This window comes from Blastococcus aggregatus, assembly GCF_900221005.1.
GTDB lineage: Bacteria > Actinomycetota > Actinomycetes > Mycobacteriales > Geodermatophilaceae > Blastococcus > Blastococcus aggregatus.
In genome coordinates this window covers 609,186-631,808 of record NZ_OBQI01000003.1, presented here as the reverse complement: position 1 = coordinate 631,808, position 22,623 = coordinate 609,186, and the positions used below count along the sequence as shown (strand labels likewise).

20 protein-coding genes and 1 pseudogene are annotated in these 22,623 nt (G+C 74.0%); 16 read left to right on the top strand and 5 right to left on the bottom strand.

Annotation, left to right across the window (positions count from 1 at the left end; translation table 11 throughout):
- Window positions 1-36 precede the first annotated feature (36 nt).
- Window positions 37-2,235 carry a DUF2157 domain-containing protein gene (locus CRP29_RS12795; RefSeq protein ID WP_097195392.1) on the bottom strand — a complete coding sequence of 733 codons (2,199 nt, stop codon included), beginning with the start codon at window positions 2,233-2,235 and terminating at the stop codon, window positions 37-39.
- A gap of 130 nt (window positions 2,236-2,365) precedes the next feature.
- Between CRP29_RS12795 and CRP29_RS12790 the strand changes: the two genes are divergently transcribed.
- From CRP29_RS12790 to CRP29_RS12740, 11 genes are all read left to right on the top strand, one after another.
- A complete protein-coding gene (locus CRP29_RS12790; RefSeq protein WP_097195391.1) occupies window positions 2,366-3,967 on the top strand; it encodes an ABC-F family ATP-binding cassette domain-containing protein in 1,602 nt (533 codons plus the stop codon).
- A gap of 212 nt (window positions 3,968-4,179) precedes the next feature.
- On the top strand, window positions 4,180-4,443 hold the full coding sequence (tatA, locus tag CRP29_RS23295) for a Sec-independent protein translocase subunit TatA (RefSeq protein ID WP_097195390.1): 264 nt from the start codon (window positions 4,180-4,182) through the stop codon (window positions 4,441-4,443).
- An 83-nt stretch (window positions 4,444-4,526) separates the two neighbouring features.
- Entirely contained in the window at window positions 4,527-5,369 is an 843-nt protein-coding gene (tatC, locus tag CRP29_RS12780; protein WP_097195389.1) for a twin-arginine translocase subunit TatC, read from the top strand.
- Between the two features lie 122 nt (window positions 5,370-5,491).
- Window positions 5,492-6,913, top strand: coding sequence for an alkaline phosphatase PhoX (locus CRP29_RS12775; RefSeq protein WP_097195388.1), 1,422 nt, complete (start codon window positions 5,492-5,494; stop codon window positions 6,911-6,913).
- 147 nt (window positions 6,914-7,060) lie between these two features.
- Entirely contained in the window at window positions 7,061-7,618 is a 558-nt protein-coding gene (locus CRP29_RS12770; RefSeq protein ID WP_097195387.1) for a flavodoxin domain-containing protein, read from the top strand.
- Window positions 7,619-7,625: 7 nt separating this feature from the next.
- Window positions 7,626-7,973, top strand: a complete 348-nt coding sequence (locus CRP29_RS12765; protein WP_097195386.1) for a twin-arginine translocase TatA/TatE family subunit — start codon at window positions 7,626-7,628, stop codon at window positions 7,971-7,973.
- A 144-nt stretch (window positions 7,974-8,117) separates the two neighbouring features.
- On the top strand, window positions 8,118-8,345 hold the full coding sequence (locus CRP29_RS12760) for a helix-turn-helix domain-containing protein (RefSeq protein ID WP_091983578.1): 228 nt from the start codon (window positions 8,118-8,120) through the stop codon (window positions 8,343-8,345).
- Window positions 8,342-9,121 (top strand): enoyl-CoA hydratase/isomerase family protein, encoded by a 780-nt coding sequence (locus CRP29_RS12755; RefSeq protein WP_097195385.1) that lies wholly within the window; start codon window positions 8,342-8,344, stop codon window positions 9,119-9,121. The genes CRP29_RS12760 and CRP29_RS12755 overlap by 4 nt, the downstream gene beginning before the upstream one ends.
- Before the next feature lie 141 nt (window positions 9,122-9,262).
- Window positions 9,263-11,155, top strand: coding sequence for an ABC transporter ATP-binding protein (locus CRP29_RS12750; protein ID WP_097195384.1), 1,893 nt, complete (start codon window positions 9,263-9,265; stop codon window positions 11,153-11,155).
- 17 nt (window positions 11,156-11,172) lie between these two features.
- Window positions 11,173-11,637: an SgcJ/EcaC family oxidoreductase gene (locus tag CRP29_RS12745; protein WP_097195383.1), complete on the top strand. Its 465-nt coding sequence runs from the start codon at window positions 11,173-11,175 to the stop codon at window positions 11,635-11,637.
- Complete coding sequence (locus tag CRP29_RS12740) at window positions 11,634-12,461, top strand: sulfurtransferase (protein WP_097195382.1); 828 nt, start codon at window positions 11,634-11,636, stop codon at window positions 12,459-12,461. Before CRP29_RS12745 ends, CRP29_RS12740 begins: the two co-directional genes overlap by 4 nt.
- Here the strand turns inward: CRP29_RS12740 and CRP29_RS12735 are convergent.
- Genes CRP29_RS12735 through CRP29_RS12720 form a run of 4 tightly spaced genes read right to left on the bottom strand, consistent with a single transcriptional unit; the run spans window position 12,458 to window position 17,638 of the window.
- Entirely contained in the window at window positions 12,458-13,210 is a 753-nt protein-coding gene (locus CRP29_RS12735) for a DUF881 domain-containing protein (RefSeq protein WP_097195381.1), read from the bottom strand. The two genes, CRP29_RS12740 and CRP29_RS12735, sit on opposite strands and share 4 nt — an antisense overlap.
- Window positions 13,207-13,935: a sirohydrochlorin chelatase gene (locus tag CRP29_RS12730; RefSeq protein WP_097195380.1), complete on the bottom strand. Its 729-nt coding sequence runs from the start codon at window positions 13,933-13,935 to the stop codon at window positions 13,207-13,209. Before CRP29_RS12730 ends, CRP29_RS12735 begins: the two co-directional genes overlap by 4 nt.
- 55 nt (window positions 13,936-13,990) lie before the next feature.
- Complete coding sequence (locus CRP29_RS12725) at window positions 13,991-14,752, bottom strand: SDR family oxidoreductase (RefSeq protein WP_097195379.1); 762 nt, start codon at window positions 14,750-14,752, stop codon at window positions 13,991-13,993.
- A gap of 15 nt (window positions 14,753-14,767) precedes the next feature.
- The gene (locus CRP29_RS12720) at window positions 14,768-17,638 is read right to left on the bottom strand and encodes an aconitate hydratase (protein ID WP_097195378.1); all 2,871 of its coding nucleotides are present in this window, start codon (window positions 17,636-17,638) and stop codon (window positions 14,768-14,770) included.
- 20 nt (window positions 17,639-17,658) lie between these two features.
- On the opposite strand from CRP29_RS12720, the pseudogene CRP29_RS23575 reads away from it, so the two are divergent.
- The 5 genes and pseudogenes from CRP29_RS23575 to CRP29_RS12700 all read left to right on the top strand — a co-directional run.
- Window positions 17,659-17,898 (top strand): annotated as a pseudogene (locus tag CRP29_RS23575) (Sir2 family NAD-dependent protein deacetylase); the annotation flags it as partial.
- A 62-nt stretch (window positions 17,899-17,960) separates the two neighbouring features.
- On the top strand, window positions 17,961-18,518 hold the full coding sequence (locus CRP29_RS23570; protein ID WP_281256800.1) for an SIR2 family NAD-dependent protein deacylase: 558 nt from the start codon (window positions 17,961-17,963) through the stop codon (window positions 18,516-18,518).
- Window positions 18,519-18,563: 45 nt separating this feature from the next.
- Window positions 18,564-19,496: a glutaminase A gene (gene glsA / locus CRP29_RS12710; RefSeq protein ID WP_217991576.1), complete on the top strand. Its 933-nt coding sequence runs from the start codon at window positions 18,564-18,566 to the stop codon at window positions 19,494-19,496.
- 78 nt (window positions 19,497-19,574) lie between these two features.
- A complete protein-coding gene (locus CRP29_RS12705) occupies window positions 19,575-21,110 on the top strand; it encodes a long-chain-fatty-acid--CoA ligase (protein ID WP_097195377.1) in 1,536 nt (511 codons plus the stop codon).
- A 142-nt stretch (window positions 21,111-21,252) separates the two neighbouring features.
- Window positions 21,253-22,599 carry a C40 family peptidase gene (locus CRP29_RS12700; RefSeq protein ID WP_245852765.1) on the top strand — a complete coding sequence of 449 codons (1,347 nt, stop codon included), beginning with the start codon at window positions 21,253-21,255 and terminating at the stop codon, window positions 22,597-22,599.
- Window positions 22,600-22,623: the final 24 nt, after the last annotated feature.

The following is a 22,623-nucleotide window of genomic DNA, read 5'->3' as shown; positions in this document are numbered from 1 at the left end:
CTCACCGTAGGGCGGCGCGCGAGCGCGGGCACCCGGTCAGCGCATCTGGCCGACCCAGGCCACGGCCTCCCGTGCCTGCTGCCGGCGCCGCTCGTAGGTAGCGCCGACGACGAGCAGCAGCAGACCGGCGGTGCCGAGGGTGATCCACCGGGGGAGCAGCGGGGCGTAGGGCGCGAGCCGCCCGACGGTGACCAGGAGCAGGACGCCCGCGCCGATGACGAACGGCGCCTGCCGGTGCAGCAGCGTGCCGGCGACGACGAGCGCGGCGGCGGCAGCGACGACCAGCACCAGGCGCAGCGCCGTGGGCTCTGCGACGACGACCAGCGCCGACGGCACCAGCGCGACGCCGCACGCCGCGCCCTCGGCGGCCCAGGACGGCGCACCCGAGCGCAGCGCCGGCACGGCCAGCACGAGCAGGCCGAGCGCAGCGGGCAGCGTATACGCCTCCGGTGTCTCCACGCCCGCACCGCCGACGGCGATCCAGGTCGCGACCACGAGGTCGGCCACCGCGACCACTGCGACCGGACGGCGTCCGGCGACGACGGCGTAGCACCCGGCGGCGATCCCGACGACGCCGAGCTGCAGGCCGACCTGACCCCAGGCCCCGGCGGAGGCGGACGTGGCCCCCGCCGCGAGCCCGGTCAGCGCACCGACCGCGGCGGCCGCGAGCTCCCCGGGGTGCGTCCGGCGGGCCGTCGCCACGGCGAAGGCACCGTCGGCGAGCAGCGCCAGGAGCAGCCCGGCGACGACGGGGGACAGCACGTCGTCGGCGGTGGCGAGCAGGATCGCCGTACCCGGCGCGAGCAGGGCGGCGGCGGTCGCGGCGGCCCGCAGCGCGGGGAGGAGTACTGCGGCCACCAGGGCGGGGACCGTCGCGGCGAGCGCGACGACGGCCAGTTCGCCGAAGCGCTCCGCCTCGACGAGCAGCAGGACGTGCGCGCCCACCAGGGGCGCGCCGCTCCCGATCGCACCGGCGGCGATCCGCGGTCGGTCGGGGAGCAGGGCCGCCACCGTCAGCAGGCCGAGCCCGAGAGCTGCCGCGATCCACCAGTCCTGGTTCCCGGCGTGCTGGAGGGAGCCGGCCAGGGCGAGGCCCAGCACGGCACCGACGAGGCCCGGCAGGACCGTGGCCGGCATCGTTCCCCAGCTGTGCACGGTGCGGCCCGTTCTCGCCGCCCACAGCACGAGGCGCCAGATCGCCTCGTCGGCCCCCACGCGGGGGCCGAACGTCAGCAGGGCACCTCCGGCCACGGCGAGGACAGCGGTGGATCCCCAGGAGTCAGCAGCGGACGATTCAGCGGCGAAACTCAGCCCCCAGAACACCCCGAAAAGGGCGAAGAGGCCGGCGAGCACGAGCGACACGGGCGCTAGCGACGGACGGAGACGGCGGGCGGCCACGAGATCGACCGCGACCAGGGCGAGGGCGAGTGCCGGACCCATGGGGCTGATGCGCAGGTCGTCGGGCAGCAGCACGAACGCGAGCGGCTGAGCGGCGAGCAGCGCGGTCAGGGGCCAGGTCGCGGTGCTGCGCGTCAACCGGCCCAGGCCCAGGGACACCGCGACGACGACCGCGCACGAGACGACCCACCAGATGCGGAGGCCGACGTCCTCCAGCTCGAACAGGCCCAGTGCCCGGGCAGCGCCCAGGTCGATCGCCAGCAGGGCGGCGCCTGCGGCGGCCAGCGCCTCCTCGGTCGCCCGCAACTGCCGGCGCGCGGCCCACGCGGAGCTGCCGCACGCCGCGACGGTGACGGTGAGCATCAGGCCGGCCTGGAACACCAGGCCGAAGCGGGTCCAGGCCACCGCGACGAACGTCAGCGCCGCAGTCACCAGCAGCAGGGCACCCAGGGCCAGCAGCACCTGCTGCGGGCTCAGCCGGCGAGGGGGCCGGGGAGGTGCGGGCGGAGCGGCGGCGGGCGGCGGCCCCTGCGGCACCCACGGCGGAGGGGCGGCGACGGGTGGGGTGAAGGGCGCCGGTGGGGGAGCGGTGGGCGGCTGCGGGGGCGCGGCCGCCGGACCGCGGGCGGCGCCGGGGGCCGCGGCGCGCAGCGACGCCAGCAGCGCGTCGCGGTCGCGGGCGAGCTCGCCGAGCGTCGTCCCGATGCGCGCGACCACGAGCGCGGCGTGCGCCGCGGCCGGCAGCCCGCAGGCCGGGCACGGCCCGGCGCCGACGTCCCCCGTCGGCCGGCCGCAGACCGGGCACGGCAGCCCCCACGCACGCGCATCCGGTCCCATGACCGCATCCTGGCTGCTCGGGGGCCTGCGCGGGCCGTCCGGCCCCGGAACACGCCCGGGCGGGGGATGCCGCCCATGTCACCCCGGAAACGTGGGGGTGATCGCACTCCGAGCGCCTACCCTGGGTTCAGTGATAACGACGACCGGCCTCGAGCTCCGCGCCGGCGCCCGCATCCTCATCAGCGAAGCGAACCTGCGCGTGCAGCCGGGTGACCGCATCGGGCTGGTCGGGCGCAACGGCGCCGGGAAGACCACCACCCTCACCACGCTCGCCGGTGAGCGGGTGGCGCACGCCGGCAAGGTGGAGATCAGCGGCGAGCTCGGCTACCTGCCCCAGGATCCGCGCAGCGGCGACCTCGACATCAGCGCCAGCGACCGCGTGCTCTCCGGGCGCGGGCTGGACGTGATCCGCAACCAGCTGGTCAAGGCCCAGGTCGCGATGGCCGAACCGGCCGACGACGTCGAGCAGGACCGCGCCGTCCGGCACTACGGCCGCCTCGAGGACCAGTTCGCTGCCCTCGGTGGCTACGCGGCCGAGAGCGACGCCGCCCGCATCTGCACCAACCTGGGCCTGCCCGACCGGGTGCTCGCCCAGCCGCTGCGCACCCTCTCCGGTGGTCAGCGCCGCCGGGTCGAGCTGGCCCGCATCCTGTTCTCCGACGCCGAGACGCTGCTCCTCGACGAGCCCACCAACCACCTCGACGCCGACTCGATCACCTGGCTGCGCGGCTTCCTGACCAGCCACCGCGGCGGACTGATCGTGATCAGTCACGACGTCGAGCTGCTCGAGGCCGTCGTCAACAAGGTCTGGCACCTCGACGCCAACCGGGCCACCGTCGACATCTACAACCTCGGCTGGAAGCGGTACCTCGAGCAGCGCGAGACCGACGAGCGCCGCCGCAAGCAGGAGCGGGCCAACACCGAGCGCAAGATCGACACGCTCAACGCCCAGGCGGACAAGATGCGCGCCAAGGCCACCAAGGCCAAGGCCGCGAAGAGCATGGACAAGCGCGCCGAGCGGCTGGCCTCCGGGCTCGCCGACGTGCGGGTGGCGGACAAGGTCGCGAAGCTGCGCTTCCCGACGCCGGCGCCGTGCGGCAAGACGCCGCTGTTCGCCGAGGGATTGAGCAAGAGCTACGGCTCGCTGGAGATCTTCATGGACGTCGACCTGGCCGTGGACCGGGGGACGCGGGTCGTCGTCCTCGGCCTCAACGGAGCCGGGAAGACGACGCTGCTGCGGATGCTGGCCGGCACCGAGCTGCCCGACACCGGCGAGGTCAAGGCCGGGCACGGGCTGCGGGTGGGCTACTACGCGCAGGAGCACGAGACGATCGACATGGACCGCTCGCTGCTCGAGGTCATGCGCTCCGCCGCGCCGGACAGCACCGACACCGAGCTGCGCCGCATCCTGGGCGCGTTCCTCTTCACCGGGGAGACCGTCGACCAGCGCGCCGGCACGCTCTCCGGTGGCGAGCGGACCCGGCTGGCCATGGCCACGCTGGTCGTCTCGGGCGCCAACGTGCTGCTGCTCGACGAGCCGACGAACAACCTGGACCCGGCCAGCCGCGAGCAGGTGCTCGAGGCGCTGCGGACCTACACGGGCGCGATCGTGCTGGTCACGCACGACGAGGGCGCCGTCCGCGCGCTCGATCCCGACAAGGTGATCATGCTGCCCGACGGCACCGAGGACGCCTGGAGCGAGGACCTCGCGGACCTGGTCGAGTTGGCCTGACGGCTCGCGCCGCAACCCCTCCGGTCCGAGCCGGCGCACCGGGCGGGGCCGGCGCCGCGGCATCGTTCACCGCCGCGACGCCGGGCCTCCACGCGCGGGCCACCCTCCCGCCGGGGACCCCGCGTTGGCTGCAGGGACGCGCACCCAGGACGGTCGGCCCGTCCTCGCCAGGTCGCCCCGCGGGTAGGCGGCGACCGACGGAAGGAGCCCTTGTGAACCTCGGACCGCTGGAGATCGGCCTCGTCCTCCTGGCCATCCTGCTGCTCTTCGGCTACAAGAAGCTCCCCGACGCCTCCCGTTCTCTGGGGCGCTCGCTGCGGATCTTCAAGGGCGAGATGAAGGGCATGAAGGACGACGACCGGCCCCGGCCGGCCGACGCCCCGGCGCTCCCGGCGGGAACGCCGGCCGGCGTCGACGGGAACGGCCGGCTCCCGGGCGCGGAGCACCACACGCCGTCGCCCGACGCCGGGCGCTGAGCGGGACCGCGAGGGCGAGGGCGACGGTGACACGCCGTCGGCTGCCCGGACGGCGGCGGCCGCCCAGAGACCCGTCGGGCGACATGACGCTCGTCGCCCACGTGCGCGAGCTGCGGGCCCGGCTGGTCAAGGCGCTGCTGGCACTGGCGCTGGGCACGGCCGTCGGGTTTCTCTGGTACGACCGCGGCCTGCTCGAGTTCCTGAGCGAGCCGTACTGCGCCCTCCCGGCCGAGCTCAGGTTCGAGGGGGACGGTGAGTGCCGCCTCGTGGTCCTGGACGTCTTCGGCGGGGTGCTGCTGCGACTGAAGATCGCCGTCGTGGCAGGCGCCGTCCTGTCGGCGCCGCTGTGGCTCTACCAGCTCTGGGCCTTCATCACTCCCGGCCTGCGCCGGGGGGAGCGGCGCTACACCGTCGCCTTCGTCGCGGCGTCGAGCCTGCTGTTCGCCCTCGGCGCCTGCCTGGCGTACCTGACGCTGCGGAAGGGGCTGGAGCTGCTGCTGTCGCTGGCCGGCGACGAGGTGGCCTTCCAGCTCACCGCACCCGACTACGTCGGGTTCGTGCTCAGCCTGCTCGTCGCCTTCGGGCTCTCCTTCGAGCTGCCCCTGATCGCCGTGGCGCTCAACCTCGTCGGGGTTCTCTCCCATGCGGCGCTGGCGGCGTCCCGCCGGTGGATCTTCTTCCTGACGATCGTGTTCGCCGCCTTCATCACGCCCACGCAGGATCCGTTCACGATGCTCGCCATGGCCCTCCCGATGCTGGTCCTCTTCGAGGGGGCGATCCAGCTGGCGCGCGTGGTGGACCGGCGCCGTGCCCGCCGGGAGGCGATCGAGTCCTTCCACGACATCGGGGACGACGAGGCCTCGCCGCTGGACGCCGCGCCGTCGGAGGTCGCGGCGCCCTCCTGGGCCGAGCTGCACCGGTACTAGCGGACGTTCCGGGTCCGGTTGTTCCGGTGCTGTTCACCGCGAGGTGGTGACCGGGCACTCGGACCGTCGTCTTCACCCGGTCGGGTGGACCTGCACCGCCCATCGAGACAGGGAGATCCACCGTGACATCCACGCATTCCCGCCGCGGCTTTCTCGGCCGCGGCGCCGCGGTCGGCCTCGGCATCACCTTCGCCGGGAGCATCGACGCCATCGCGGGGACCGCGGCCAATGCCGCTACCCGCAGCGCGCAGGGCTACGGCCCGCTCGTGCCCGACCCGGCAGGGATCCTGTCGCTTCCCGAGGGCTTCTCCTACCGGATCCTGGCCACGTCGGGGGAGACCCTGATGGAGGACGGCGCACCCACGCCCGCCGACATGGACGGCATGGCCGCCTTCGCCACGGGGTCCGGTACGGCTCTCGTCTACAACCACGAGATCAGCGGCTCGGAGGCGCCGCCCGTGCCGGACGTCCCGGGCCTCACCTACGACCCGAAGTCCAACGGCGGCACGACGACCATCGACCTGGACCGCGCCGGCAACCGGGTCCGCGAGTACGTCAGCGTCGCCGGCACGGAGAACAACTGCGCCGGCGGGGTCACCCCCTGGGACACGTGGCTCACCTGCGAGGAGACGGAGCGGCGGGCCGCCACCACGGGCAGCAACCTCCGGGACAAGGACCACGGGTACGTCTTCGAGGTCTCGCCGGTGCAGAGCCAGAACCCGGGCAACGCCAACGTCCCCCTGAAGTTCCTCGGCCGCTTCGCGCACGAGGCCGTCGCCGTGGACCCGGCCACGAACACGATCTACGAGACCGAGGACGCCGGCGGTCCGAACGGCCTGTACTTCCGCTGGGTGCCGCCGCAGGCCTTCACCGGCGGCCTGCACGCGCTGGTCGACCTCGCCCGCTCGCCCGGCGGTGACACGGCCGGCCTCCTGCAGGCCATGAGTTGCTGGCGAGGCAGCCGGCACATCGGCGACCTCTCCGAGGCGACGCAGCCGGGCACCCAGTACAAGGTCACCTGGGTCGACGTCCCGGACCGCGACGCCCGCACCGTCTCGGTCCGCCGGCAGTTCACCGACGACCAGGTCACCCGCTCCCGCAAGCTCGAGGGCCAGTGGTGGGCCGACGGCGGGGCCTACTTCGTGGCCAGCTTCGCGCGCCTCTCCGACGGCAGCCGGAACGAGCACGACGGCCAGGTCTGGTTCTACGACCCGGCCAAGGAGACCGTCACCCTGACGACCATCTTCGGCGTCAACCCGGACCCGGACGTCGACGCCGACAACTACGACGGGCCCGACAACATCACGGTCAGCCCCTACGGCGGCGTGATCCTGGCCGAGGACGGCAACGGGGTGCAGCACCTCGTGGGCGTCACCGACCAGGGCAAGTCCTACGCGATGGCGCGCAACGACCAGGGCGGCAGCGAGTTCACCGGCCCGGTCTTCAGCCCCGACGGCACGACCCTGTTCGCCTGCATCCAGTCCGGGCCCGGCCGGGTCTTCGCGATCACGGGTCCGTGGGGCCGGCCGAGCAACGCCCGCTGACGGACCACCCGGCTGCGCCCTCCCCGGAACCGGAGCGATCGGCGCGGCCGGAGCGCGAGGTGGTCACCGCCTGCACCCCGCGGTGGCCACCTCGCGTCGCCCGACCTTCCCGGCCCGCCCTGGGGCGGCTTCCCCCTGAGGAGAACGATGTCCCACCGTCCCGACGGACGCGCACCGCGGGTGCTCGTCGCCTTCGCCAGCCGGCACGGCAGCACCCGGGAGATCGCAGCCGCGATCTCCCGCGGCCTGACCGGCAGCGCGGCCGGGCGCGCCACCGGGCTGACCACCCGCCTGGCCCCTGTCGAGCAACGGCCGGACCCAGTGGGCTTCGACGCCGTGGTCCTGGGCAGCGCCGTCTACGACGGGCGCTGGCTGGAGCCCGCGGTGTGCTACGCACTGGAGGCCGCCCCGGTGCTGCACGGCCGCTCCACCTGGCTGTTCTCCAGCGGTCTGGCCGCCGGTCCGGCCCGGCTCCCGCAGGGGGTCGCCGACGCGGACCGGCTGGCGGTGGAGGTCGGCGCGCGAGGGCACCGGCTGTTCGCCGGCCGGCTGGAGCGGCACGTGCTGTCGGCCGCCGAGCGGGCGGCATGGCACGCGCCCCTGACGGGCGCGGGGGACTTCCGCGACTGGCCCGCCATCGGCACCTGGTCCGAGCAGGTCGCGGCCGACTGCGCGTTGGGGGCAGCTCTGCCCGTGGCCGGGTGACTGCGGGATGTTCAGCTCCATCGGCTGGGGGGAGATCGTCGTCCTGCTCCTGGCGGCCCTGTTCATCTTCGGGCCGGAGCGGCTCCCCGACCTCGCCAAGGACGCCGCGGTGGGGCTCCGGCGGGCTCGGGGGGCGATGAGCGGGGCGCGGGACGGGCTGCACGAGACCCTCGGCCCCGAGTTCGACCACCTCAAGGGCATCGACCTGCGCGAGTACCACCCGAGGTCGCTGCTCCGACGGGCCCTGCTGGAGGAGACGGAGGCACCGGGCCCGGCGGAGGCCGCCCCGGACCACCTGGCCGGGGGACGGGCCCGGGTGATCGGCGTGCGGCCGGACCGCCCGGACGCCGGCTGAGCCCGCTCGCCTGGCCGACACCGGGCACCTGGGTGATCATGGCCGTGGGGGCCGTGGTCATTCGGGACGGCGGCGCCACAGGGACAGCCCCCACCGCGCGAGTCGACCCGACGCGCGCGTCCCGGGCTGACACGGAGGGGAGCCATGGCCGACTCGAGCACTGCGGACCTGGGCAAGGGCAAGCGCATCACCGGCGGCGACCGGAGCACGCTCGCCGACGAGCTGCGCAAGCGGTACGACGGCGGCGAGAGCATCCGTTCGCTGGCCGAGTCGACCAAGCGCTCCTACGGCTTCGTCCACCGGCTGCTCTCCGAGTCCGGCGCCACCCTGCGCAGCCGCGGTGGGGCGAACCGGAATAGTAAGAAGGCGTGACCTCAGCGAACACGAACGACGGATTCGTCCGCACCGCTCAGGACGGCGCCGTCCTCACCGTCACCCTCGACCGCCCCGAGCAGCTCAACGCCCAGACGCCGGCCACGTGGTCGGCGCTGGCCTCGGTGGGCGACTCGCTCGGCGACGACGTGCGGGTGGTCGTGCTGCGCGGCGAGGGCCGGTCCTTCTCCGCCGGCCTGGACCGCAGCATGTTCAGCCCGGAGCCGGGGACGACCGGCGGACTGGGTGACCTCGGCCGACGCCCGGCCGAGGCGGCCGAGGAGCAGATCCGGGAGTACCAGCGCGGTTTCCGCTGGCTGCGCCGGCCCGGCATCGTCTCGATCGCCGCCGTCCAGGGCCACGCGATCGGCGCCGGCTGCCAGCTGGCTCTCGCCTGCGACCTGCGGGTGCTCGCCGAGGACGCCCAGCTCCGGCTGCCCGAGCCCACGCTCGGCCTGGTGCCCGACCTGACCGGCACCAGCAACCTGGTGGAGCTGGTCGGCTACTCGCGGGCCATGGAGATCTGCCTGACCGGCCGCCCGGTCGGCGCCGCCGAGGCGCACGCGATGGGGCTGGCCAACGTCGTCGTGCCGCGGGAGCAGCTCGACGACGCCGTCGCCCAGCTGACGCAGGCGCTGCTCGGCCCCCCGGTCGGGGCGAGCCGAGCGACCGCCGCGCTGGTGCGGTCCGCGGTGCGCAACGACCCCGAGACGCAGGACGCCGCCGAGCGCCGGGCGCAGGTGCTGCGCCTGCAGGAGCTCGCCGGCGGGCGCTGAACCGTCGGTAGCTGCTGAGAGGCTGGACCGGTCGGGCCGTTCCGGCCCGCCGGAACAGCTCCGTGCCCGAGCACGTTCGGCCGGAGGCCGACGTCGGGGACGTCGCGGCAGAAGGAGGCAGCACCAGGTGAGGTCAGAACCATGAACCCCAACATGACCTCCATGGCGGCGATGCGGTCGTTCCGCCGCGACCCGTCGGTGGTCGGCCGCCGGCTCCCCCCGGGCACGGTGCGCCGGATCCTGGGCGTCGCCCGCCCTTACCAGCGTGACCTGGTGTTCTTCCTGCTGCTCGTGGTCGGCTCCTCGCTGATCGGCGTCATCACCCCGCTGCTCGCGGGCAACATCGTCAACCGGATCGCCTCGCTCGACGGGACCTCCGGCGACATCGTCCGCATCGCCCTGTTCATCGCCGGGCTGGCCGTCGTGGACGCCGCGATCTCGCTGGGCACCCGCTGGTACTCCGCCCGCATCGGGGAGGGGGTCATCTACGACCTGCGCAGCCGGGTGTTCGCCCACGTGCAGCGCATGCCGGTGGCGTTCTTCACCCGCACGCAGACCGGTGCGCTGGTCAGCCGCCTGAACAACGACGTCGTCGGCGCCCAGCAGGCGTTCACCTCGACGTTGTCCGGCGTCGTCTCCAACGTGATCGGCCTGGTGCTGACCGCCGGCGTCATGCTCACGCTCTCCTGGCAGATCACCCTGCTCTCGCTGGTGCTGGTGCCCCTGTTCGTGCTGCCCGCACGGCGCATCGGCAGCCGCCTGCAGGAGATCACCCGGGAGTCCTACGAGCTCAACGCGTCCATGAACACGTCGATGACCGAGCGGTTCAACGTCGCCGGAGCGCTGCTGGTCAAGCTGTTCGGCCGGCCCGAGGCGGAGGAGCGGTCCTTCAGCGACCGAGCCGCGCGGGTCCGCGACATCGGCGTCCTGTCGGCCATGTACGGCCGGTTTTTCTTCACCGCGCTGACCCTGGTCGCTGCCCTCGCGACCGCGCTGGTCTACGGGCTCGGCGGGTACCTGGCGTTCACCGGCTCGCTGAGCCCCGGTGACGTCGTCGCCCTGGCCCTGCTGCTGTCGAGGCTCTACGGCCCGCTCACCGCCCTGGCCAACGTCCGGGTCGACGTGATGAGCGCGATGGTGAGCTTCGACCGGGTCTTCGAGGTGCTCGACCTTCCCCCGATGATCCGCGAGGCCGACGACGCGGTCCCGGTGCCCGCCGGCGACCGCTCGATCGAGTTCGACTCCGTCGCCTTCAGCTACCCCGCGGCCGAGGACGTCTCGTTGCCGTCACTGGAAGAGGTGTCGCTGCCCGAGCACGGCGGTCCGGTGGACGTGCTGCACGACGTCTCCTTCCGGGTCGAGCCCGGGCACCTGGTGGCACTGGTCGGTCACTCCGGCGCCGGCAAGTCGACCATCGCGAGCCTGGTCTCCCGGCTGTACGACGTCACCGGCGGCTCGGTACGGGTGGGCGGCGTCGACGTGCGGTCGGCGACGATGGCCTCGCTGCGCGACGCCATCGGGGTCGTCAGCCAGGACGCGCACCTCTTCCACGACACGATGCGCAACAACCTGCTCTACGCCCGCCCGGAGGCGACGGAGGAGCAGCTCTGGTCGGCGCTCGAGGGAGCGCACATCGCCGAGTTGGTGCGCTCGCTGCCCGACGGCCTGGACACCGTCGTCGGCGACCGCGGGCACCGGCTCTCCGGCGGCGAGAAGCAGCGGCTGGCCATCGCCCGGGTGCTGCTCAAGGCGCCGGGCATCGTGATCCTCGACGAGGCGACCGCGCACCTGGACAGCGAGTCCGAGGCCGCCGTCCAGCAGGCCCTGGACGCGGCGCTGACCGGGCGCACCTCGCTGGTCATCGCGCACCGGCTCTCCACCGTGCGCAACGCCGACCGGATCCTGGTGATCGACGGTGGTCGCATCGCGGAGTCGGGCACGCACGCTGAGTTGCTGGCGCTCGGGGGGCGCTACGCGGACCTGCACCGCACCCAGTTCGCCGACGGCGAGCGTCGACCGGTCGCCGCGACCTGACCACTACCGTCACATCCGTGACATCCGCGCATCCGCACGACGCCCAGGTCCGATCCCTCTACGCCGCCTACCTGGACGGCTGGAACCGGCGCAGCGGTGCGGCCGTGGCGGCCTGCTTCGCGGACGACGGCGACATCATCGGCTACGACGGCACCCACCACCACGGTCGCCTGGCCATCGCCGCCGACCTCCGCCAGATCTTCGGCAGCCACCAGACCGCGGCGTACGTCGCGGTGATCCGCTCGGTGCGCGCGGTCGCGCCGGGGACGGCGCTGCTCATCGCGCACGCCGGGATGATCCCGCCGGGCGCCAGCGACGTCGAGGACAGCTTCCACACCGTGCACACGCTCGTCGCGGTCGACGAGGGTGCCGGCCGCTGGCGGATCCAGTTGCTGCAGGCCACGCCCGCCGCCTGGCACCAGCACCCCGAGGCGCGCGCCGCCCTGACCGAGGAGCTGCGCGGACTCCTGGCCCCCCAGTGAGCGTGCTGGTCTCCGCCGCGGAGCTGCTGGCGGCGGCGGAGCGGCCGGTGCTGCTCGACGTCCGCTGGGCACTCGGCGACGCCTCCGGGCGGGAGAAGTACCTGGCCGGTCACCTGCCCGGAGCGGTGTACGTCGACCTCGAGACCGAGCTCGCCGACCCGCCGAATGCGTCGCTCGGACGGCACCCGCTCCCGTCGTTGCAGCGACTGGAAGCAGCAGCGCGACGCTGGGGGATCACCGCCGGCCGCCCCGTGGTCGCCTACGACGACGCCGGTGGTCTGGCCGCCGCGCGTGCCTGGTGGCTGCTGCGCTGGGGCGGGCTGGGCGAGGTCCGGTTGCTCGACGGCGGCCTGGCCGCCTGGGTTCGCGCCGGCGGAGCGCTGGAGTCCGGGGACGTCGTGCCGCCGCCGGGCGATGTGGACCTGCCCGGCGGCGGGCTGCCGGTCGTGGAGGCCGACGCCGCCGCGGCGCTGCCGGGTCGCGGGGGCGTCCTGCTGGACGCCCGGGCGGCCGAGCGGTACCGCGGCGAGGTCGAGCCGGTGGATTCGCGGGCCGGGCACGTCCCGGGCGCGACCAGCGCGCCGACGACGGCGAACCTGGCCGGCGACGGCACCTTCCTCCCGGCGGAGGACCTGGTTGCCCGGTTCGCCGCGCTGGGCGTCCGGCCCGGCACCCAGGTGGGCGTCTACTGCGGCTCCGGCGTCACCGCCGCGCACGAGGTCGCCGCGCTGGCCGTCGCGGGCGTCGAGGCGGCGCTGTGGCCGGGCTCGTGGTCGCAGTGGTCGGCCGAACCGGACCGTCCGGTGGCGACCGGCGGGAGCTAGCGGCCGCGCACCAGGCTGTCGATGGAGAGCTCGTCGGACTGGGTGACCGAGGCGGTCCCCCCGGTGCGGGCGACGTCGGCCACCACGCCGCCGGAGACGTTCAGCGCCACCTCGAGGTCGGTCGGCGGCCCGATGGCCAGCACCTCGTACGGTGCCGAGAGCGCCCGGCCGTCCACGGTCAGCTCGCCCGGGGTGCCGCCGACGTAGCTGGACACCACGACCCGGACGCCGTCGATCTCGATCGCCTCGGCCCCGGCGCCGCGCAGCTCCTGGATGGCGTCGAGCAGCACGGCGGGGGTGACCGCACCGTCGGGGTCCTCGACGACCAGCCGCAGACCGGGTCCGCGGGCGGGCAGGGTGCCGTTGAGGATGCCGATCGTCTCGGCCCGCCGCTGCGCCTCGGCCAGCGCCGAGCCGGACTGGTTGCGGGTGCCGCTGAGCTCCTCGACCGCCTGCTCGCGCTCGGCGAGCTGCGAGCGCAGCTGCTCCTCGCGGGTGTCGAGCTCGTCGAGGATGCGGACCAGGTCCTCCTCGGTGGCCCCGGTGATCTCGGCCTCGCCGGTGCTGCGGATCTGCACGACGAGCCCGAATCCCAGGGCGAGCGCCAGTCCCGCGGTGACCATCGCCGACACGGTGCGGTTCCACCGGCGGCCACCCGACGGCGTCGTCGCGGGGATCGGCTGAGCGGGCTCCGCCGGCTCGGGGGTCGCGACGGGCTCCGGGCGCTGCTCGTCGGGGGAGTCGGTCATGACGACCCGACCGGGGCGGTGCCCGCCGCCGTGGCGACGGCGGCGTCGTAGCGGTCCAGCAGGACGGCGGCGATGCGGGGATCCGGCAGCAGGGGAGCGGTGACCAGGTCCGCGCCGGCGCCGGCCAGCTTGTCGTGGAAGTGGCCCGGCGCGAGCAGGTAGGCGGCCAGGACGACGCGCTCGGCTCCTGCGGCGCGGGCCGCGGCGACGGCGTCGGGCACCGGAGGCCGGGCGGCGGAGCCGTAGCCGGTGGTCACCGGTCCGGCCCAGGAGCGCTGGAGGAGGGCGGCGGTGCGCTCGACGTCGGCGACCGCCCGCTCGTCGCTGGACCCGGCGGCCGCCACCACGACCGCGGTGCCCGGATCCTGCGGGTCGGCGCCGGCCTGGACGAGCCGGTCGTGCAGGACGGCGGCCAGCCGCGGGTCCGGCCCCAGCGGCCGCGCCGCCACGGTGCCGTCGGCGCCGGCCACGGCGCCCGCGATGTCGACGTGCACGTGGTAGCCGCCGGACAGCAGCAGCGGCACCACGACCGCGGGACGGCCCCCGGCGGCCAGCTCGGCCACGACGTCGACCACCGTGGGCGGCTGGACGTCGACGAACGCCGCCGTCGTCACCAGGCCGGGGCGGAGCTCTCTCGCGGCCAGCGCCAGCTCGGCGATCAGCCGGCGGCCGGTGGGGCTGCGGGTGCCGTGCGCGCAGGCGACGAGGACCGGATGTGCACTCATCGGGGCATCCTGCTCCGGGAGACCCCGGAACGCGCACGGTCGGTGCAGGTTGCTCTCACAGCGCCCGGGTCATGCCGCCGTCGACGGCGATCATCGTGCCGCTCAGGTAGGAGGCGGCGGGGGAGAGGGCGAACGCGGCGACCCGGCCGAACTCCTCCGGCCGGCCGACGCGGCGCAGCGGGATCCCCGCCTCGGTGCGGGCGCGGGCCTTCTCGGGGTCACCGGACGCCGCCTCGATCTCGGCGATCCGGTCGGTGGCGATCGTGCCCGGCAGCAGCCCGAGCACGCGGATGCCGCGGGGGCCGAGCTCGTCGGCCAGCGCTTTCGCGGTCATCGCCAGGCCGGGGCGCAGCCCATTGGAGATGGCCAGGTGCCCGATCGGCTGCTTCACCGAGATGGACAGCACGAAGCCGATCGCCGCCCCCTCGCCCAGGTGCGGGACGAGGGCGCGGACCAGCCGCAGCGGCCCGAGCAGCACCGACTCCACCCCGGCCCGCCAGGCGTCCTCCGGGGTCGAGAGCACGGTGCCGGGTGCGGGGCCGCCGACCGAGATCAGCACCCCGTCGACGGTGCCCAGCCGTTCGCACGCCTCGGTGACCAGCCGCTCGGCGGCGTCGTCGTCGGCCAGGTCGGCGGCGATGCCGGCCGCCGCCGGCGCCCCACCGAGGGAGGCGACGGCGGCGTCCACGGACTCGACGGAGCGCGAGCTGATCAGCACCCGCGCCCCGTCGTCGACCAGGGCCCGGGCGGTCGCGAAACCGAGCCCCCGGCTCGCGCCGGTGAGCAGGTATCCGCGACCACCCAGGCCCAGGTCCATCTGTTCAGCCCTCGATCAGGCCGCGGTGCCGCGGAGCGAGCGCAGCACGTACTGCATGATCCCGCCGTTGCGGTAGTAGTTCGCCTCACCGGGGGTGTCGATCCGGACGCGCGCGTCGAATTCCACGTCGCCGGCCTTCACCTTGACCGTGCGGGGCACCGAGCCGTCGTTCAGCGCGGTGATCCCGGTGATCGTGAACTCCTCGTCGCCGGTCAGGCCGAGCGACTCCGCGGTCTGGCCCTCGGGGTACTGCAGCGGCAGCACACCCATGCCGATGAGGTTGGAGCGGTGGATGCGCTCGTAGCTCTCGGCGATGACCGCCTTGACGCCCAGCAGCGCCGTGCCCTTGGCCGCCCAGTCGCGCGACGAGCCGGAGCCGTACTCCTTGCCGGCCAGCACGACCAGCGGGATGCCGGCGTCGATGTAGGCGCGCGAGGCGTCGTAGATCGTCGTCGTCTCGCCGGTCAGGTGGTTCTTCGTGACGCCGCCCTCGGTGCCGGGCACCAGCTGGTTGCGCAGCCGGATGTTGGCGAAGGTGCCGCGGATCATGACCTCGTGGTTCCCGCGGCGGGAGCCGTAGGAGTTGAAGTCGCGGCGGTCGATGCCGTGCTCGCGCAGGTACTTGCCGGCGGGGCTGTCGGCCTTGATGGAGCCGGCCGGGGAGATGTGGTCGGTGGTCACGGAGTCGCCGAGCACCGCGAGGGTGCGGGCGCCGGCGATGTCCTCGACCGGGGTCGGCTCGGCCGGCATGCCGTCGAAGTACGGAGGACGACGGACGTAGGTGCTGTCCTCGGCCCACTCGAAGGTGTCGCCGGTCGGGGTGGGCAGGTTCTGCCACTGCTCGGTTCCGGCGAACACGTCCTCGTAGCTGCGGCCGAACTGCTCCGCGGAGACGGCGTGGTCGATGACCCGCTGGACCTCCTGCGGGGACGGCCACAGGTCGCGCAGGTAGACGTCGTTGCCGTCCGGGTCCTGCCCGAGCGGGTCGTTGTTGAGGTCGACGTCCATCGAGCCGGCCAGGGCGTAGGCGATGACCAGCGGCGGCGAGGCCAGGTAGTTCATCTTGACGTCGGGGTTGATCCGGCCCTCGAAGTTGCGGTTGCCCGAGAGCACCGAGACGACGGCGAGGTCGGCCTCGTTGACCGCCTGGCTGACCGGCTCGGGGAGCGGGCCGGAGTTGCCGATGCAGGTCGTGCAGCCGTACCCGACCAGGTAGAAGCCGAGCTTCTCCAGGTAGGGGGTGAGCTCGGCCTTCTCGTAGTAGTCCATGACGACCTTGGACCCGGGGGCCAGCGTCGTCTTCACCCACGGCTTGCTGGTCAGCCCGCGCTCGACGGCGTTCTTCGCCAGCAGCGCGGCGCCGATCATCACCTGCGGGTTCGAGGTGTTGGTGCAGGAGGTGATCGCGGCGATCACGACGTGGCCGTGGTCGACGAAGGTCTCGGTGCCGTCCTCCATGACCACGCGGGTCGGCTTCGACGGGCGCTCGGTGTCGTGCCCGTTCACCGCGGTGTGCGGCTTTCCCGCCTCGCCGTTGCCGTGCTCGGAGGGGGCGGCCGGGTCGGACGCCGGGAAGGACTCCGCCGACGCCTCGTCCACCGAGGAGACGACGCCGAAGGGCTTCTCCTGCGCGGGAACACCCGGCTTGCGGTCCTCGCCGCCGGTCTCGTCGGCCGCCACGTAGTCCACCAGCGCCTCGCGGAACGCCTCCTTCGCCTCGGTGATGGCGACGCGGTCCTGCGGGCGCTTCGGGCCGGCGATCGAGGGGACGACGCTGCCGAGGTCGAGCTCCAGGTACTCGGAGAACGCGGGCTCGCGGGAGGCGTCGTGCCAGAGGCCCTGCTCCTTGGCGTAGGCCTCCACCAGCGCCACCTGCTCGGCCGAGCGGCCGGTGAGCTCCAGGTAGGTGATGGTCTCCTCGTCGATCGGGAACATCGCCGCGGTGGAGCCGAACTCCGGGCTCATGTTGCCGATCGTGGCGCGGTTGGCCAGCGGCACCGCCGAGACGCCCTCGCCGTAGAACTCGACGAACTTCCCGACCACGCCGTGCTCGCGGAGCATCTCGGTGATCGTGAGGACCAGGTCGGTCGCGGTGGCGCCGTCCGGCAGCTGGCCGAAGAGCTTGAAGCCCACGACGCGGGGGATGAGCATCGAGACCGGCTGGCCGAGCATCGCGGCCTCGGCCTCGATGCCGCCGACGCCCCAGCCGAGCACGCCCAGGCCGTTGACCATCGTGGTGTGCGAGTCGGTGCCGACGCAGGTGTCGGGGTAGGCGATCGTGCGGGTCGTGCCGTCGGCCTGCTCCTCGGCGCGCGGGAAGATCACGCGGGCCAGGTGCTCGATGTTGACCTGGTGCACGATGCCGGTGCCCGGGGGGACGACCTTGAAGTCGCTGAAGGCGCCCTGGCCCCAGCGGAGGAACTGGTAGCGCTCGCCGTTGCGCTCGTACTCGATCTCGACGTTGCGCTGGAACGAGTCCTCGGTGCCGAAGATGTCGGCGATGACCGAGTGGTCGATGACCAGCTCGGCGGGGGCGAGCGGGTTGATCTTCTGCGGGTCGCCGCCGAGCTCGGCCATGGCCTCGCGCATCGTGGCGAGGTCGACGATGCAGGGGACGCCGGTGAAGTCCTGCATGACCACGCGGGCCGGGGTGAACTGGATCTCCTGGTCGGGCTCGGCCGACGGGTCCCAGTTGGCGATCGCCCGGATGTGGTCGGCGGTGATGTCCGCGCCGTCCTCGGTCCGCAGCAGGTTCTCGAGGAGGACCTTCAGGCTGAAGGGCAGCTTCTCGGAGCCCTCCACCGCGTCGAGTCGGTAGATGTCGTAGTCGGTCCCCTCGACGCTGAGCGTCGACCGGGCTCCGAAGCTGTCCTTGCTGGCTGCCACTCTTCTGCGCCTACCCCTCGATGGTTCGTCGCGGCTGGTTCGTCGCGCTCGTGTCCACCCCCGATCATCCCATTTCGCGCAACCACGCACCGGGTGAGGCGACCCTTACCGTGGACGACGTGACCGGCACCGTCCCCGAACCCCTGCCCGACTGGCTGACCGAGGCCACGCGGATCACCGCGCTGACCGGAGCGGGCATCTCGACCGACAGCGGCATCCCGGACTACCGGGGGCCGCAGGGCGTGTGGACGCGCGATCCCGACGCCGAGAAGCTGGTGACGCTCTCCTACTACCTGTCCGATCCCGACATCCGCCGCCGGGCGTGGCTCATGCGCGGGGAGCTGTCCGCACGGGCGCGCCCCTGCCCAACGCCGGCCACGCCGCGCTGGTCGATCTCGAGCGCCAGGGCCGGCTGCGCACGATCGTCACCCAGAACGTGGACGGGCTGCACCAGGCGGCGGGCTGCTCCCCGGACCGGGTGGTCGAGATCCACGGGACGGTGCACGAGGTCGAGTGCCTCGGTTGCGGCGACCGGACGACGATGCGGTCCGCGCTGGAGCGGGTCGCGTCCGGTGAACCCGACCCGGCCTGCCTGGTCTGCGGCGGGATCCTCAAGTCGGCGACGATCAGCTTCGGGCAGGAGCTCGACGCCCGTGCCGTGACCGCCGCCGTCGCCGCGGCCCGGGACTGCGACGTCTTCCTCGCCGTCGGCACCTCGCTGCAGGTGTGGCCGGTCGCCGGGCTGGTGGAGGTGGCGCTCCGGTCCGGCGCGCAGGTCGTCATCGTCAACGCCGAACCGACGCCGTTCGACGACCTGGCCTCCCTCCTGGTCGCCGAGCCGATCGGCGCGTCGCTGCCCCGGCTGCTCACGGCCGGCTGACCCGCTCACCGGGCCCGGCGGCGGGTGCCGTGGCAGCGTGCACGGGTGCCCCCCACTCCCGACGACCTGCCCGACGACCTCACCGACGCCCTCGACCGCGTGGCTGCCGAGGCCCGCCCGCTGGCCGAGGACGACGAGGTCGCCCAGCCCGGGGCCGGGCCCGAGCGGTTCGCCCTGGCGCTGTGCGAGCTCGACGGCACCGAGCACGTCGCCGGCGACGCCGACGTCGGCTTCCCGGTGCAGAGCGTGGTCAAGGTGTTCACGCTGACCGCGGCGCTCCAGCAGGTCGGCGAGGACGTCTTCCGCCGGGTGGGGAGGGAGCCGTCGGGGGATCCCTTCGACTCCCTGATCCAGCTCGAGCACGAGCACGGGATCCCGCGCAATCCGTTCATCAACGCCGGCGCCGTCGTCGTGTGCGACGTGCTCGTGGGGGCGACCGGGTCGCCCGAGGCGGCCGTGGCCGCGGTCACCGACCTGCTGTCCGGCCTCGTCGGGGAACGCCTCGAGCCCGATCCCGCGGTGCTCGCCGACGAGCGCGCCACCGCGGACATGAACATGGCGATGGGCCACCTGATGAGCTCGTTCGACAACCTGACCCACCCGGTGGCCGAGGTGGTCGACGCCTACGCGCAGCTGTGTGCGCTGACCGTGACCACCCGGGAGCTGGCCCGGGCCGCCCGGTTCCTCGCCTCCGACGGGGTGGACCCGCGCACCGGCGACCGGGTGCTGGCCGAGCCGCTGGCCCGGCGGGTCAACGCGGTGATGATGACCTGCGGCACCTACGACGCGGCCGGCCAGTTCGCCTACGACGTGGGCTTCCCCTGCAAGAGCGGGGTGGCCGGTGCCGTGATGGGCGACGTGCCGAACAGGTTCGGCGTCTGCGCCTGGTCCCCGCCGCTGGACCGGGCCGGCAACTCCCGTGCGGGCCGCGCGGCGCTGCACCTGCTCAGCGAGCGGCTGGGGCTCTCCCTGCTGTAGTGCCCCGGGGACGGCTAGCGTGACGGCCACCACGTCGAGCGGCCGGTGCGAGCCGGCCGCGCACCCCAGGGAGCCGGCATGCGCGTGCCCTTGACCACCCGCGACTTCCTCGAACGAGCCGAGCTCGTCTACGGCGACCGGATCGGCATCGTCGACGAGCCGACCCAGCCGGCGCCGTCCTTGGGCGGGCTGAGCTACCGCGAGGTGGCCCGCCGCGGCCGGGCGCTGCAGGCGGCGCTCGACGAGCTCGGCATCGCCGAGGGGGAGCGGGTGGCGATCGTCAGCCACAACGCGGCCCGGCTGCTGGAGGTGCTGCTCGCCGTCCCCGCCTCGGGACGGGTCGCGGTGCCGATCAACTTCCGGCTCTCGCCGGAGGAGGTCGAGTACATCGTCGGCCACTGCGGCGCGCGGGTGCTGTTCGTGGACCCGGAGCTGGAGTCCTCGCTGAAGGGCGTGCGGGCCGCGCACCGCTTCGGCACGGGGGAGGAGTACGAGCAGCTGCTGCGGTACGACGTCGAGCCGCGGCCGTGGGCCGAGCCGGACGAGGACGCGACGGCGACGATCAACTACACGTCGGGGACGACGGCGCGGCCGAAGGGCGTGCAGATGACCCACCGCAACCTGTGGATCAACGCGGTCACGTTCGGCATGCACATGCAGGTCAGCGACCGCGACGTCTACCTGCACACGCTGCCGATGTTCCACTGCAACGGCTGGGGCCTGCCGTACACGATGGCCGGCGTGGGGGCGCAGCAGGTCGTCCTGCGCAAGGTCGACGGCGCCGAGATCCTCCGCCGCGTCGAGGAGCACGGCGTCACGATCATGGCCGGCGCCCCCGCGGTGTGGAACGCCGTGCTGGAGGCGGCGGCGGACTGGGAGGGCGAGATCCCCGGCCGGGACAAGGTGCGCATCATCGTCGCCGGCGCACCGCCGCCGTCGAAGACCATCGCCCGCGTCGAGGCCGAGCTCGGCTGGGAGTTCAACCAGATCTACGGCCTCACCGAGACCGCGCCGCTGCTCACCATCAACCGGCCGCGTGCCGAGTACGACGACCTCGAGCCCGAGGAGCGGGCCAAGCGGCTCTCCCGCGCCGGCGTCCCGGCGCTGGGGACCCGGATGTCGGTCAGCGAGACCGGCGAGGTGCTGGCGCAGGGCAACACCGTGCTGGCCGGCTACTGGGAGAACCCCGACGCCTCGGCCGAGGCCCTGGAGGGCGGCTGGTTCCACACCGGCGACGGGGGCACGATCGACGACGGCGGCTACCTCACGATCTCCGACCGCAAGAAGGACGTGATCATCACCGGCGGCGAGAACGTCTCCTCGATCGAGGTGGAGGACGCCGTGTTCAGCCACCCGGCGGTCGCGGAGGTCGCCGTCATCGGGGTCCCGGACGACAAGTGGGGCGAGAGGGTCACCGCGATCGTCGTCGTCGCCGAGGGCGAGCAGGTCACCGAGGCCGACATCGTCGCCCACTGCCGCGGGAAGATCGCCGGCTACAAGATCCCGAAGCGGGTCGAGTTCCGCGACGAGCTGGCGCGCACCGCCACCGGCAAGATCCAGAAGTTCAAGCTCCGCGAGTCGTTCTGGGAGGGCTCCGAGCGGCAGATCAACTGAACGGAACCGCCCGCGTCACCCGCCGGTGGCGCCTCACCCCTCGGGGTGAGGCGCCCTCAACGGCGCCGTCCGACCGACCGATGCCCTCTGTGGTGGCACCCCTCCGGGTGCCCGCCGTCGAGCAGCCGGAAGAGGTCGCGACGTGGACAGCGGTACCCCGAACAGCCCGGTGCGAGCGACGTGGGGTCGCCGCGCGCTGCGCGTGGGCGGGACGGCGATCGCCGCCGCGGTCCTCCTCGGACTGACCCCTGCGGTCGCCGACGCCACACCCCGCCGGCCCAGTGACGGCGAGATCGCCGCCGCGCAGAGCCAGGCCGACGCCGTGGCTGCGCGGATCGGCGAGCTCAACGAACGACTGGCCGCAGCCGGCGCCGGCGTGGAGACCGCGCGCACCGATGCGCTCCTCGCCCTCGACGAGTTCCAGGCCACCGAGGCCGCCGCCGAGGCCGCCCGCCAGCAGGCCGAGTCCGCCGCGGCCGAGGCCGCGCGGAAGACCGCCGAGCTGGGCGTGGCCCGCGACGACGTCATCGCCTTCGCCCGCCGCAGCTACATGGAGGGCAGCACCAGCCCCGGGGCCACGGCCCTGCTCACCGCGGGCAACCCGTCCCAGCTGATCGAGCGCGCCGCGCTGCTCGAGGCGGCCGGGTCGCACCGCACCGACGTGCTGGGCACCGTCACGGTCCTCCAGCAGCAGGCCACCGCGGCCGAGGTCATCGCCCGCACCGCCGTCGTCGAGGCCGACGGGCTGCAGCAGGAGGCCGCCCGTCAGCTCGAGGTGGCCACGGCCGCCGAGCAGTCCGCCCGTGCCCAGGCAGCGGAGGTGGCGTCCCAGCAGGCAGTGGTGCAGGCGGATCTCGACGCCGCGCAGAAGCAGCTGACCACCCTCGTCGGCGCCCGCGCCGCCGCCGAGCGCGCCGCAGCCGAGCAGGCCGCCGCGGCCGCGCGGGCCACCACCGTCCAGCGGGTCGCGCCCCCCGCCTCGTCGTCCTCGTCCCCCTCGACGCCGGCCGGCCGGCCGACGGCGACCCCGCCGGTCGTCCAGAACCCGGGCGTCCAGAACCCGGCCGGCCCGGGATCCGCCTCCGACGCGCAGACCGCCATCGCGGCGGCGCGGCGCTACATCGGTACCCCGTACGCCTGGGGTGGTGGCGGCCGTCGCGGCCCCGGCCCCGGCCAGGATCCCGACGAGGGTGTCGTCGGCTTCGACTGCAGCGGCCTCACCCAGTACGCCTACGGCCAGGCGGGCATCTCCATCCCGCGCAACAGCCGGGACCAGTACGCCGCGTCGCCGAAGGTCGCCCGCGGGTCGCTGCAGCCCGGCGACCTGGTCTTCTGGGCCACCGACCCGGGCCGGCCCTCGACGATCCACCACGTCGCCATCTACCTCGGCGGCGACCGGATCATCGAGGCCCCGGAGAGCGGCAAGACCGTCCGGGAGACCGCCATGCGGTGGGGCGGCTACATCGGCGCGGTGCGTCCCAGCGCCTGACAGCCGGCCCGGTGACCCCGCCGG

Coding starts and splice junctions, on each gene's coding strand:
- CRP29_RS12770 (WP_097195387.1), top strand. CDS start 7,061: ATGTCCCACCGTCCCGACGGACGCGCACCGCGGGTGCTCGTCGCCTTC.
- tatC (WP_097195389.1), top strand. CDS start 4,527: ATGACGCTCGTCGCCCACGTGCGCGAGCTGCGGGCCCGGCTGGTCAAG.
- CRP29_RS12730 (WP_097195380.1), bottom strand. CDS start 13,935: ATGAGTGCACATCCGGTCCTCGTCGCCTGCGCGCACGGCACCCGCAGC.
- CRP29_RS12705 (WP_097195377.1), top strand. CDS start 19,575: ATGCGCGTGCCCTTGACCACCCGCGACTTCCTCGAACGAGCCGAGCTC.
- CRP29_RS12725 (WP_097195379.1), bottom strand. CDS start 14,752: ATGGACCTGGGCCTGGGTGGTCGCGGATACCTGCTCACCGGCGCGAGC.
- CRP29_RS12760 (WP_091983578.1), top strand. CDS start 8,118: ATGGCCGACTCGAGCACTGCGGACCTGGGCAAGGGCAAGCGCATCACC.
- CRP29_RS12735 (WP_097195381.1), bottom strand. CDS start 13,210: ATGACCGACTCCCCCGACGAGCAGCGCCCGGAGCCCGTCGCGACCCCC.
- CRP29_RS12795 (WP_097195392.1), bottom strand. CDS start 2,235: ATGGGACCGGATGCGCGTGCGTGGGGGCTGCCGTGCCCGGTCTGCGGC.
- CRP29_RS12750 (WP_097195384.1), top strand. CDS start 9,263: ATGAACCCCAACATGACCTCCATGGCGGCGATGCGGTCGTTCCGCCGC.
- CRP29_RS12765 (WP_097195386.1), top strand. CDS start 7,626: ATGTTCAGCTCCATCGGCTGGGGGGAGATCGTCGTCCTGCTCCTGGCG.